This window comes from Microbacterium sp. oral taxon 186 str. F0373 (genome assembly GCF_000411455.1).
Lineage (GTDB): Bacteria > Actinomycetota > Actinomycetes > Actinomycetales > Microbacteriaceae > Microbacterium.
Genome location: NZ_KE150457.1, coordinates 1,739,292 through 1,751,517, shown reverse-complemented (window position 1 = coordinate 1,751,517; position 12,226 = coordinate 1,739,292). Strand labels below are relative to the sequence as shown.

Here is a 12,226-nt window from a genome sequence, read left to right as displayed (position 1 = left end):
CACGGGGTGTGGCGCAGCTTGGTAGCGCGCTTCGTTCGGGACGAAGAGGCCGCAGGTTCAAATCCTGTCACCCCGACAGCAGAGAGGCTCCGCCTGGAGAGATCCGGGCGGAGCCTTTCGCGGATCACTCACCGGATGGGAGCACCCGATGACCACCCCCCGCCTGATCGCCTTCGATCTCGACGACACGCTCGCCCCCTCGAAGAGCGCCATCGACCCCCGCATCGGCGAGCTCCTGCTCGAGCTCGCGGCGCGCGTCGAGGTGGCGATCATCTCGGGCGGCCAGCTCCAGCAGTTCCAGTCGCAGGTCGTCGAGCGGCTGCCCGCAGCGGATGCCGAGACCCTCGACCGCTTCCACCTCATGCCCACCTGCGGCACGCAGTACTACCGGCTCGAGGACGGCGGCGTCCGCACGGTGTACGCGCACGCGCTCACCGATGACGAGAAGTCCCGCGCGCTGGCTGCCGTCGAAGAGGAGGCGCGCCGCCTCGGCCTCTGGGAGGCCGAGCCCTGGGGCGACATCCTCGAGGATCGCGGCTCGCAGATCACCTTCTCCGCTCTCGGCCAGACCGCTCCCCTGGAGGCGAAGATGGCCTGGGACCCGACGGGCGAGAAGAAGAACGCGCTCCGCGACGCGGTCGCCGCGCGCATCCCCGACCTCGAGGTCCGCTCGGGCGGCTCAACGTCGGTCGACATCACCCACCGCGGGATCGACAAGGCGTACGGCATGCGTAAGCTCGCCGAGGTCACCGACATCCCCCTCGACGACATGCTGTTCGTCGGCGACCGCCTCGACGAGCACGGCAATGACTACCCCGTCCTGGCAATGGGCGTGACCTGCCAGGCCGTGGACGGCTGGGAGCACACGGCCGCCTACCTCACCGAGCTCATCCCGACGCTCCCGCGTCGCTGACGTCAGCCGTCGACAGCCACGACGGCGGCCGACGGGGCAGGCATGCCGGCATCCGCGTAGTAGGCGGTGATGTGGGCGCGCACGAGCTCACGAGCGCGCTCCGCGTCGCCCGACTCGATCGCACCGAGGATGTCACCGTGCTCGCGGTGCAGTCGCTCGACGGTCGCGTCCCAATCGGAGATCCGACGCGCGCCGGCGCGGATGTAGTTCTCGATCGTCGTGCGAAGACCGGCCATCGTCGCGGCGACGACGAGGTTGCCCGCGGCATCCGTCAAACGCAGGTGGAACTGCGCGTCGAGCGCGAGGAAATCGTCTGCCGTCAGCTGCTCGTCCTCCATGGCGGTGAGTGTCGCCCGGGCTTCGGCGAGATCGGGCTCGTCGAGATCGGCCAGGTGGGCGACCGCCCACTCCTCCAGCAGGAGCCGCGTCTCATACACGTCGGGGATGGGAAAGCCGTGCGCCGCGACCTGCAGACGCAGCAACTGTGCGAGACCACCGTGCGGGGTCGCCGTGACGATCGCGCCCGCGGTGGGGCCTGAGCCCGTCGCCGTCCGGATGAGACCCATAACCTCGAGCACCCGCAGGGCCTCGCGGACGCTGGACCGCCCCACCCCGAGGGTGGCCGCGAGTTCGCGCTCCGGCGGCAGTCGGTCGCCCGGCCCGAGGGCGCCGCTGAGCAGGTCGGCCTCGATCTTCTCGAGCACGACGCGCCAGGCGCGGGCTGGGGTGTTCTCCGTCATCGTCGGCTTCTCATTCCGTCGTCCCTATATGGTCAGGCCACACTAGCGCACCAGCGACGGACCGGCAATAATCGCCGGACCGGGGAGACACGGGCCTACTCTCGGACCATGGACCCCCTCCTGCTCGTCATCGTCCTCGCCGCCGTCGCGTCCGCCTTCTGCTGGGTGGCGTCGCTCGTCAGCGGGGACACCTCCTGGGTGGACCGTCTGTGGTCGATCGTCCCCGTGGCGTACGTCTGGGTGTTCGCGGTGTCCGCGGTCGCGGACGACGCAGACGCGGGGCGCCTGATTCTGATGGCCGTCCTCGTGACCGCGTGGGGTGCGCGACTGACCTTCAACTTCGCGCGCAAGGGCGGCTACTCCGGCGTCGAGGACTACCGTTGGGCGATCCTGCGCGGGCGCATGTCGCCTGTACTGTTCCAGGTCTTCAACCTGCTGTTCATCGTGCTCTATCAGATGACACTGCTCGTGCTCATCACGCTGCCTGCGGCGATGGCGAGGACTCATCCGGCTCCGCTGACGGCGGCCGATGTGATCATCACCGTGCTCTTCGTCGGTTTTCTCCTCGGCGAGAGCGTCGCCGATCAGCAGCAGTGGGACTTCCACCGGGCGAAGGCACGCGGTACTGCGGACGGCTTCCTCACGACGGGCCTGTTCGCCTACAGTCGGCATCCGAACTTCTTCTTCGAGCAGGCGCAGTGGTGGGCGTTCTACGCGTTCGGTGCCACCGCCGCCGTCGCCTCCGGAGGCGGCGTGTGGGGCGGCGTGATCAACCCGACGATCGTCGGCGCGATCCTGCTGACGCTCCTGTTCGTGGGATCGACCGTGTTCACCGAGTCGATCTCGGCCGAGAAGTACCCCGCCTACGCGCAGTATCAGCGCACGACCTCGATGCTGGTGCCACTGCCGCGCCGCCGAGACGGCGCGCGCGTCAGCTGAGCCGGCCGTCCGACTCGCGCAGGTAGCACTCCGCACACATCGACTCGTAGGTGACCTTCTCGTGGGAGAGCTCGTCGATGGCGACCTGATCGCCGTCGAAGACGAATCGTCCTCCGACCAGGCGCGCATTGAACAGCGCCTTGCGCCCACAGCGGCAGATCGTCTTGAGCTCTTCGAGGCTGTGGGCGAGCTCCAGAAGCCGGGCCGAGCCGGGGAAGGCGCGCGTCTGGAAGTCGGTGCGGATGCCGTACGCGAGGGCGGGGATGCCGTCATCGACGACGATCCGCAGCAGGTCGTCGACCTGGGCCGGTGTGAGAAACTGCGCCTCGTCGATGAGAAGACATGCCACCCGTCCGTCGTAACGAGCTGCGTGCTCTACGACGAGGGCGCGCAGATCGGCATCCGGAGCGATGAGGAAGTCGACCTGGCGCTCCACGCCGAGTCGGCTGGAGATCTGATCGGCGCCCTTCGTGTCGATCTCGGGCTTGGCCAGCAGAACGTGCTGCCCGCGCTCTTCGTAGTTGAAGGCCGCCTGCAGCAGAGCCGTCGACTTGCCGGAGTTCATCGCTCCGTAGCGGAAGTACAGCTTCGCCATGCGCGTGCCGCCCCGATCCGGCTCAGCGGTTGATGCCAAGCACGCCGGCCGTGGCGTCGAGCGACGCGTCCGCGGCGGCGGGGTTGCCGTTGAGGGTCGACCCGTAGCTCGGGATGAGCGCCTTCAGTTCGGGCTCCCAGGCGGAGATACGGTCGGGGAAACACGTCTTCAACAGGCCCAGCATGATGGATGCCGCCGTCGAGGCGCCCGGGGAGGCTCCCAGCAGACCGGCGATCGATCCGTCGGCGGAGGTGACGACCTCGGTGCCGAACTGCAGGACGCCACCCTTCTGCGGATCCTTCTTCATGACCTGTGCACGCTGGCCGGCCTGCAGCAGCTCCCAGTCCTCCGCCTTCGCGGTGGGCATGAACTCGCGAAGCGAGTCGACCTTGCGCTTGTGGCTCTTGAGCAGTTCGCTGACGAGGTACTTGATCAGCCCCGGATTGTCGACGGCGACCTTCAGCATCGGACCGATGTTGCCCGGACGCACCTGCGCGACGATGTCCGTGATACGGCCGTTCTTCAAGAACTTGGGGCTGAACGTCGCGAACGGCCCGAACAGCAACGACGTCTCGCCGTCGACCACGCGGGTGTCGAGGTGCGGCACCGACATGGGCGGCGCCCCCACCGAGGCCTGCGAGTACACCTTGGCCTTGTGCTGCGCGACGACGGCCGGATTGGAGGTCTTCAGCCACTGCCCGCCGATGGGGAAGACGCCGTATCCGGAGATCTCCGGAATGCGCGAGGACTGCAGCAGCTTGATCGCCCAGCCGCCCGCTCCCACGAACACGAAACGCGCCGACAGGCTCCCCGGGGTGCGCCCGAGCGTGTGACGATAAGACACGTTCCATGTGCCGTCGGCGTTCTTGCGGAGCTTTCGCACCTCACGATTGGTGACGACGTCGACGCCCTGGTCGGCGAGGTGAGAGAACAGCTGTCGCGTGAGCGCGCCGAAATCCACATCGGTGCCGGCGGGCACCCGCGTGGCCGCGAAAGGCTCGTCGGACTTCTTGCGCTTCTGCATGAGCAGCGGCGCCCACTGGTTGATGACGCGGGAGTCCTCGGAATACTCGATGCCCTCGAACAGCGGCTGCGTGCGCAGCGCCTCGTAGCGCTTCTTGAGGTAGGCGACGTCCTTCTCCCCGCGCACGAACGTCATGTGCGGGGTCGCGTTGATGAAGGTGGACGGCGCATCGAGGATGCCGCGTTCGATGAGGCTCGCCCAGAGCTGGCGGCTCTGCTGGAACTGCTCGTTGATCGAGATCGCCTTAGCGGGGTCGACGGAGCCGTCCTTGGCCTCGGGCATGTAGTTGAGCTCACAGAGCGCCGCGTGCCCCGTGCCGGCATTGTTCCAGGCGTTCGAGGACTCCTCGGCGACGTCGCTGAGGCGCTCGAGCACCACGATCTTCCAGTCCGGCTGCAGCTGCTTCAGCAGGGTTCCGAGGGTGGCACTCATGATGCCACCGCCGATCAGGACGACGTCGACGGGTTCACTCACAATCACCCAGTCTAGGCGCCGTTTTCTCCGGCCTCCGCGACTCGCGGCATCCCCCGCCGTCAACTCTTGCGGTTCTTTCACCCCGCTCAACTCCGCGAGAAGCGAGTTCCGCACCGAGACACGCGCCGTCCGACGGTTCTTCGGTGCGCGGACCGTGTCTCGCAGTCAGGCGGTCTCGCGGTGGGCGGTGCTCGGACCGCCGTCAGGCGGCGGGGGCGGCCAGACGCGCCGCGACGATCTCGGCGATCTGCACGGCGTTGAGCGCGGCGCCCTTGCGCAGGTTGTCGTTGCTGATGAACAGCACGAGACCCTTGCCCTCGGGGGCGGACTGGTCGGCGCGGATGCGGCCGACGTAGCTGGGGTCGTTGCCGGCCGCCTGCAGCGGCGTCGGCACCTCCTCGAGCACGACGCCGGGAGCGGATGCCAGGATCTCGCGCGCCTGCTCGGGCGTGATGTCGTCGCGGAACTCCGCGTGGATCGACAGCGAATGGCCGGTGAAGACGGGAACGCGCACGCACGTGCCGGCGACGCGAAGGTCGGGCAGCTCGAGGATCTTGCGGCTCTCGTTGCGGAGCTTCTTCTCCTCGTCGGTCTCGTTGTCGCCGTCGTCGACGAGGTTTCCCGCGAACGGGATCACGTCGAACGCGATGGGCGCGACGTACTTCTCCGGCTGCGGGAAGTCGACGGCCGACCCGTCATGGACGAGGTCGAGCGTGTGTCCCTGGGCCAGCACGCCCTCGACCTGGCCGAGGAGCTCCTGCGCCCCCGCCAGACCCGAGCCCGAGACGGCCTGGTAGGTGCTGACGATCAGGCGCTCGAGGCCGGCCGCGGCATCCAGCGGCTTGAGCACGGGCATGGCCGCCATCGTCGTGCAGTTCGGGTTGGCGATGATGCCCTTCGGCGGGTTCACCGTCGCGTGCGGGTTGACCTCGCTCACCACGAGCGGAACCTCGGGGTCCATGCGCCACGCGCTGGAGTTGTCGATGACGACGGCACCGGCCTCGGCGAAGCGCGGGGCGTGCGCGCGGGAGCCGGTGGCGCCGGCGCTGAACAGCGCGATGTCGATGCCCGCCGGGTCGGCGGTGGCGACGTCCTCGATGATGACCGTCTGTCCGCCGAACTCGACCGCCGTGCCCGCCGAACGGGCCGTCGCGAACAGGCGCAGCTCGCGGATCGGGAACGCACGCTCCGCGAGAATCTCGCGCATGACCGTGCCGACCTGTCCGGTGGCGCCGACGACGGCGACAGAGAGTCCTGAGTCAGAGATGCGGGTCATGAGGGATCCTTGCAGCGTGAGAGGGGTTGAGTGATTCTATCGCCGGCCGGAAACAGGCGAACCGCCGACGTCAGGCAGATCCCTGCCAGATCCGCCTCTGTTGGGCCGATCGCCTGCGCGCGGCAGCGGCGGGCGAGAGGCGACGACGGCGAGAGGAGGTCAGCGACCGGTGCCGGCGTAGACCGTGGCCTCGGTGTCGCTGTCGAGCCCGAAGGCGGTGTGGACCACGCGGGCGGCCTGAGCGAGTTCGTCACCGCGGAGCACGACCGAGATGCGGATCTCGGACGTCGAGATCATCTCGATGTTCACCCCCGCCGTCGACAACGCCTCGAACAGCGTCGCGGACACACCGGAGTGGGTGCGCATGCCGGCGCCGACGACGGACAGCTTGCCGATCTGATCGTCGTGCACGAGGCTCTCGAAGCCGATGCCCGCCTGCTCGGCGGCAAGCGCCCGCAGGGCGGTCGCGGCATCCGACTTGGGCAGCGTGAAGGAGATGTCGGTGCGACCGGTCGCTGCTCCCGACACGTTCTGGACGATCATGTCGACGTTGGCGCCCGACTTGGCGATGACGGTGAAGATCTCCGCCGCCTTGCCGGGAACGTCGGGCACGCCGATGACCGTGATCTTGGCCTGGCCGAGGTCGGTGGCGACACCGGCGACGATGGGCTCTTCCATGGAGGACTCCTCTGTGCTGTCGGGAGCGAGGCTATCGGGAACGCTCATGCCCGGGCCGAGCACGAACGTGCCTCGTCCGGAGCTGAACGTCGAGCGGGCGTTGATCATCACGCCGTGGCGACGCGCGTACTCGACGGCGCGGATGTACAGCACCTTGGCACCGTTGGCGGCGAGCTCGAGCATCTCCTCCGCGGAGATGACATCGAGCTTGCGGGCCTTCGGCACGACGCGGGGGTCGGCGGTGAAGATGCCGTCGACGTCGCTGTAGATCTCGCAGACGTCGGCGTCGAGCGCCGCGGCGAGCGCGACGGCGGTCGTGTCGGAGCCGCCGCGGCCGAGCGTGGTGATGTCGCGGGTGTCGCGGTTGAAGCCCTGGAAGCCGGCGACGATGACGATGGCTCCCTCGTCGAGCGCCTCGCGCAGGCGCACCGGGGTCACGTCGACGATGCGAGCCGAGCCGTGATCGGCGGTGGTGATCATGCCCGCCTGGCTGCCGGTGAACGAACGCGCCTCGAAGCCCATCGAGTGGATCGCCATCGCCAGCAGCGCCATCGAGATGCGCTCGCCGGAGCTCAGCAGGATGTCGAGCTCGCGGGGTGCGGGGATCGGTGCGACCTGCGAGGCGAGGTCGATCAGCTCGTCGGTCGTGTCGCCCATCGCGCTCACCGCCACGACGACGTCGTGCCCGGCGCGGCGCGCGTCGACGATGCGCTTGGCGACCCGCTTGATGCTCTCGGCGTCGGCGACGGACGAGCCGCCGTACTTCTGGACGATCAGCGCCACGTGTGGAACTCCTGAAGACATGTCGACGGGCACTCGGATGCCGCGCCCACCTCCCCATCCTAGGGATCGGCGCATGCTCCCCGAGCCATGTGACGACGGCCCCGGCGTGCAGCGCCTGCGCACGAACTCCGCAGAATGCCGCGAACTCCGCAGCCCAACGACGCGTGGGATGCGGAGTACGTGATCTTCTGCGGAGTTCGTGACTGCCGCCTCGCAAGCTCGGTCATCGTCTTCTCGATGACGCGCGTGGAGGTCGGGTCCAGCGCCGAGCGCGGCGCGTCCATCAGCAGCACACGCCGCCGGGCGCGCGCAGGCAGCCCTTGAGCTCGCGCCAGAGCCCGGCCTTGGTGAGGCACGTCTCGACGAGCTCGTCCTTCTCGCTGCGGCTGGATCGGATGCCGGCGAGCTTGAGCCCCGCAACGACGTTGTCGCAGATCGACAACGCGGGGAGAGGATTGGGCTCTGGAAGACCACGCCGACCTTCTTGCGGGCGTCCACGAGACGGTGTCCGGCGTCGTAGACGTCGTCGTGGTCCGGCAGCACCTGACCGGCGAGGGATGCCGAGGGCACCAGCGCGTGGATGCGGTTGAGGATGCGCAGCAACGTCGATTTGTCGATCTGGCGGACGAGGAGTAGCGCCTCAGGTGGCCGACACCCACCGTCGGCAGGGCGAGGGTGCGGCGGGCCGGTTCGTCGGCGCCGCGGTCAGATGCTCCGGCGCCCCTCGAAGGCGCGACCGAGGGTGACTTCGTCGGCGTACTCGAGGTCGCCGCCGACCGGAAGACCGGACGCCAGCCGCGTCACGCGGATCTCGAGGGTGTGCAGCAGCCGGCTGAGGTAGGTCGCGGTGGCCTCGCCTTCGAGGTTCGGGTTGGTCGCGAGGATGACTTCCTGCACCGTGCCGTCGGCGAGGCGCTGCATCAGCTGCGTGATGCGCAGGTCGTCGGGCCCGATGCCGGCGATCGGGCTGATGGCACCGCCGAGCACGTGGTAGAGCCCCCGGAACTCCCGCGTCCGCTCGATGGCCGAGACATCCTTGGCATCCTCGACCACGCAGATGAAGGTCTGATCGCGGCGGGGGTCGCGACAGATCGCACACCGCTCCTGCTCGCTCACGTTGCCGCAGATCTCGCAGAAGCGCACGCGCTCGCGCAGCTCGCCGAGCAGCTGCGACAGCCGCGCGACATCGAACGTCGGCGTCTGAAGGATGTGGAACGCGATGCGCTGCGCGGACTTCGGCCCGATGCCGGGAAGGCGGCCGAACTCGTCGATGAGGTCTTGGACGATGCCGTCGTACATGGCTTAGTTGAACCTCGTCGGGGGCGTGTACGGCTCTTCGCGCACGAATGCGGCCCCCAGCACCTGCCGCACGACGGCCTCACCGACGCGCTCGATGCCACCGGGACGGGGCACGCGGGGCGGCGCAGGGCGTTCGACCGCGACGGGAGCGCGCGGCGGCAGCGGAGCGTCCTCGAGCGGCGGCGGGAACTCCTCTTCGTCGGGAGCGTCGTCGTCGGTGTGCGTGTACTCCACCGAGGCGGGCAGAACGGCGCCGTCCCGGGGGATCGTCAGCGTGCGCACCGTCTCGGCGGTGGCGTCCTCGGGCTCGTCGTCGACCGCCAGCCCGACCGCCGCCGGAGCAGGGGCGAGGAGTGCAGATGCCGCCGGTGCACCCGGAGCAGGATCGTTCGGCGCCGAAGCGCGCGGCGCGGGGTCGCTCGGAATCCGCGCCACCGCCCACTCCGTCACCGGAGCGGCTGCGGAGGACGCGACGGTAGGCGTCGACCGCGGCCGCTCGCCGCCGCCGGCGCGAGCAGACCCGGAGGGGCCGTCGTCGGTGCGCCGCCCGTCGTCCGACGCCGCCGCACCGCCCGAGGCCGACGGACCCGCGGCCGCATCGGCATCGAAACGCGCCACGTACTTCACACGGATGCCGAGAACGTCGCGGATCGCACCGCGCAGGTCTTCGCTGGGGCCCTTGCCGGCCGCGAGCTTCTTGAACGCGGCGACATCCGCCTGCGTGCGGAAGCTCAACGTCAGCACGTCGTCGGCGAACGCGACCGGGGTGGCATCGACGGCGATCATCCACGACGACCGGCTCACCGGCTCGAGGCGCTGGAGGATCTCGGGCCACGCGTCACGAACCTGCGCGAGGGTGACCGGACCGCTCGGCGCGACCGGGGCGGACGCGGGCGATGCGGGCGTGGGCTCGGGATCGACGACAGCCGGCGCGGGGTCCGGGCGTTTCGACTCGCTCGCTGCGCTCGCTCGCTCAATGACCGGAGTCGTCGGCGCCTCGGGGGCGGGCGCGGCGGGGGCGGCAACGACCGGGGCGGGAGCAGCGACAGCCGGGGCGGGAGCAGCGACAGCCGGGGCGGGGGCGGCAACGACCGGGGCGGGAGCAGCGACAGCCGGGGCGGGAGCAGCGACAGCCGGGGCGGGGGCGGCAACGACCGGGGCGGGAGCAGCGACAGCCGGGGCGGTGTGCGCGAGCACTCGCGCCACGAGCAGCTCGAGCTGCAGACGGGGAGAGGTCGCCCCGCTCATGTCGTCGAGGGTGCCGACGACGAGGTCGGCGATGCGGGAAAGGCGATCGGTGCCGAACGCCGAGGCCTGACGGCCCATCCTCTCGAGCTCGTCGGCGGGGATGCCGCGCAGCACCGCTCCGGCGCCCTCGCCCGTGGCGGCCACGATGATGAGGTCGCGCAACCGCTCGAGGAGGTCGTCGACGAACCGCCGGGGATCCTGTCCGGTCTGCACGACCCGATCGATCGCGGCGAACGCCGCGGCGGCGTCGTGCGCCGCGAAAGCCGTGACCACTTCGTCGAGCAGCGCCCCATGGGTGTACCCGAGCAGCGCGACGGCGCGCTCGTATCGCACGGTCGCGCCCTTCTCGCCGTCGACCGGATCGGAGCCGGCGATGAGCTGATCGAGTAGCGACAGCGTGTCGCGGGGCGACCCGCCGCCGGCCCGCACCACCAGCGGGAGAACACCGGCCTCGGTCTGCACCCCTTCCTGGACGCAGAGCTGTTCGACGTACTCGAGCATCGCCGCGGGGGCGACGAGGCGGAACGGATAGTGGTGGGTGCGCGAGCGGATCGTGCCGATGACCTTCTCGGGCTCGGTGGTCGCGAAGATGAACTTCACGTGCTCGGGGGGCTCTTCGACGAGCTTGAGCAGCGCGTTGAACCCCTGAGCCGTCACCATGTGCGCTTCATCCAGGATGAAGATCTTGAAGCGGTCGCGCGCGGGGGCGAAGATCGCGCGCTCGCGCAGATCGCGGGCGTCGTCGACGCCGTTGTGGGATGCCGCGTCGATCTCGACCACGTCGAGCGAACCCCCGCCGCCGCGGCTGAGCTCGACACAGCTATCGCAGACGCCGCAGGGCGTGTCGGTCGGACCGGCAGCGCAGTTCAAGCAGCGCGCGAGGATGCGGGCCGACGTCGTCTTGCCACAGCCGCGAGGACCGCTGAAGAGGTAGGCGTGGCCGACACGATCGCTGCGCAACGCCGTCATGAGCGGTTCGGTGACCTGCGCCTGCCCGATCATCTCGCCGAACGTCTCGGGACGATAGCGGCGGTACAGGGCGGTGGTCACCAGAACAGACTACGGCGTGCCCCCGACATGCGGCACGAGAAGCGCGGCGCACGGGAACAACGGCGCCGCCGCCGCGTTGTGATCGGCATGCACGCCGCCACCCCTCCCCGGACGGTCGACGTGCTCGTCATCGGCGCCGGGCAGGCCGGACTGTCGGCCGCGTACCACCTGCGTCGCCGCGGATTCGTCCCCGCCGACGACCCGAGCGTGGCCGGCGCGCCGACCTTCGTCGTCCTCGACGCGGAGACGGCTCCGGGCGGCGCATGGCAGCATCGCTGGCGCTCGCTGCGCATGGCGACCGTCAACGGCATCCACGAACTGCCCGGATTCCCCGTCCCGCCGGCCGATCCGGCGTCCGCGAGCGTCGACGTGCTCCCGGCCTACTTCGCCGACTTCGAGAGCCGGTTCGACCTGCGCGTACGACGTCCCGTCGTCGTCGTCGCCGTTCGCCGGGCCGACGACGATCCGCACGGTGCGCTGCGGGTCGAGACCGATCACGGCGTCTGGCTCGCGGGCCACGTCATCAATGCCACCGGAACCTGGCGCCGCCCGTTCTGGCCCCACTATCCGGGGCAGGAGACGTTCACGGGACGCCAGCTGCACGTGCACGACTACGTGTCGGCGGCGGAGTTCGCCGGGCGCCGCGTCGTGATCGTCGGCGCCGGGATCTCGGCCGTGCAGCTGCTCGAGGAGATCTCCCGGGTGACCGACACCTTCTGGGTGACGCGCACGGAGGTGCGGTGGGATGCCGCGGAGTTCGACACCGCGGCGCGGGTCGCCGCGATCGCGGGGGTCGAGGAGCGCGTGCGCCGCGGCGAGGCGCCCGGCAGCGTGATCTCGGTGACGGGACAGCACTGGACGCCCTGGGCGCGCACGGCGCAGGAGCGGGGCGTTCTGGTGCGCCATCCGATGTTCGAGCGCATCGAGGAGCACGGCGTGCGGATGCCGGACGGCTCGTTCGAGCCCGCGGACGTCATCCTGTGGGCGACCGGCTTCCGTGCCGACATCGCCCACCTCGCGCCCCTCGGGCTGCGCACGCCCGCCGGCGGGATCCGCGTCGCGAACGGCCGCTCCCTCGACGAGCCGCGGCTGTTCCTCATCGGCTATGGCCCGTCGCAGTCCACCGTCGGCGCCATCCGCGCCGGCCGCGACGCCGTACGGGCGATCGTGGCCGAGCGCGGCTGAGAGGTGCCACCCGCCCCGGGCG

The 12,226-nt window shown here is 70.0% G+C and carries 11 protein-coding genes and 1 tRNA gene; 4 read left to right on the top strand and 8 right to left on the bottom strand.

Annotated features, from left to right (window positions below):
- Positions 1-2 precede the first annotated feature (2 nt).
- Positions 3-76: transfer RNA gene (locus HMPREF1529_RS08180), tRNA-Pro, on the top strand.
- Between the two features lie 72 nt (positions 77-148).
- The gene (locus HMPREF1529_RS08175; RefSeq protein ID WP_005051237.1) at positions 149-913 is read left to right on the top strand and encodes an HAD-IIB family hydrolase; all 765 of its coding nucleotides are present in this window, start codon (positions 149-151) and stop codon (positions 911-913) included.
- A gap of 2 nt (positions 914-915) precedes the next feature.
- On the opposite strand, the gene HMPREF1529_RS08170 is transcribed toward HMPREF1529_RS08175, so the two are convergent.
- Positions 916-1,653 (bottom strand): FadR/GntR family transcriptional regulator, encoded by a 738-nt coding sequence (locus HMPREF1529_RS08170; protein ID WP_005051241.1) that lies wholly within the window; start codon positions 1,651-1,653, stop codon positions 916-918.
- Between the two features lie 108 nt (positions 1,654-1,761).
- Here HMPREF1529_RS08170 and HMPREF1529_RS08165 point away from each other — a divergent pair, with 108 nt between their 5' ends.
- The gene (locus HMPREF1529_RS08165) at positions 1,762-2,592 is read left to right on the top strand and encodes a DUF1295 domain-containing protein (RefSeq protein ID WP_016464452.1); all 831 of its coding nucleotides are present in this window, start codon (positions 1,762-1,764) and stop codon (positions 2,590-2,592) included.
- On the opposite strand, the gene HMPREF1529_RS08160 is transcribed toward HMPREF1529_RS08165, so the two are convergent.
- The 7 genes from HMPREF1529_RS08160 to HMPREF1529_RS08130 all read right to left on the bottom strand — a co-directional run bounded on the left by HMPREF1529_RS08160 (position 2,585) and on the right by HMPREF1529_RS08130 (position 11,019).
- On the bottom strand, positions 2,585-3,187 hold the full coding sequence (locus HMPREF1529_RS08160; RefSeq protein ID WP_016464451.1) for a thymidine kinase: 603 nt from the start codon (positions 3,185-3,187) through the stop codon (positions 2,585-2,587). The genes HMPREF1529_RS08165 and HMPREF1529_RS08160 overlap by 8 nt on opposite strands.
- Positions 3,188-3,209: 22 nt before the next feature.
- Positions 3,210-4,685, bottom strand: a complete 1,476-nt coding sequence (locus tag HMPREF1529_RS08155; protein ID WP_036282824.1) for a malate:quinone oxidoreductase — start codon at positions 4,683-4,685, stop codon at positions 3,210-3,212.
- A gap of 202 nt (positions 4,686-4,887) precedes the next feature.
- Complete coding sequence (locus HMPREF1529_RS08150; RefSeq protein ID WP_016464449.1) at positions 4,888-5,961, bottom strand: aspartate-semialdehyde dehydrogenase; 1,074 nt, start codon at positions 5,959-5,961, stop codon at positions 4,888-4,890.
- 159 nt (positions 5,962-6,120) lie between these two features.
- A complete protein-coding gene (locus HMPREF1529_RS08145) occupies positions 6,121-7,422 on the bottom strand; it encodes an aspartate kinase (protein ID WP_016464448.1) in 1,302 nt (433 codons plus the stop codon).
- A gap of 283 nt (positions 7,423-7,705) precedes the next feature.
- On the bottom strand, positions 7,706-7,864 hold the full coding sequence (locus HMPREF1529_RS16085; RefSeq protein ID WP_198013030.1) for a hypothetical protein: 159 nt from the start codon (positions 7,862-7,864) through the stop codon (positions 7,706-7,708).
- A gap of 263 nt (positions 7,865-8,127) precedes the next feature.
- Positions 8,128-8,721 carry a recombination mediator RecR gene (gene recR / locus HMPREF1529_RS08135; RefSeq protein WP_016464447.1) on the bottom strand — a complete coding sequence of 198 codons (594 nt, stop codon included), beginning with the start codon at positions 8,719-8,721 and terminating at the stop codon, positions 8,128-8,130.
- A gap of 3 nt (positions 8,722-8,724) precedes the next feature.
- Positions 8,725-11,019, bottom strand: coding sequence for a DNA polymerase III subunit gamma and tau (locus HMPREF1529_RS08130; RefSeq protein WP_016464446.1), 2,295 nt, complete (start codon positions 11,017-11,019; stop codon positions 8,725-8,727).
- Between the two features lie 87 nt (positions 11,020-11,106).
- Between HMPREF1529_RS08130 and HMPREF1529_RS08125 the strand changes: the two genes are divergently transcribed.
- On the top strand, positions 11,107-12,204 hold the full coding sequence (locus HMPREF1529_RS08125) for an NAD(P)-binding domain-containing protein (RefSeq protein WP_016464445.1): 1,098 nt from the start codon (positions 11,107-11,109) through the stop codon (positions 12,202-12,204).
- The last annotated feature ends 22 nt before the right edge of the window (positions 12,205-12,226 follow it).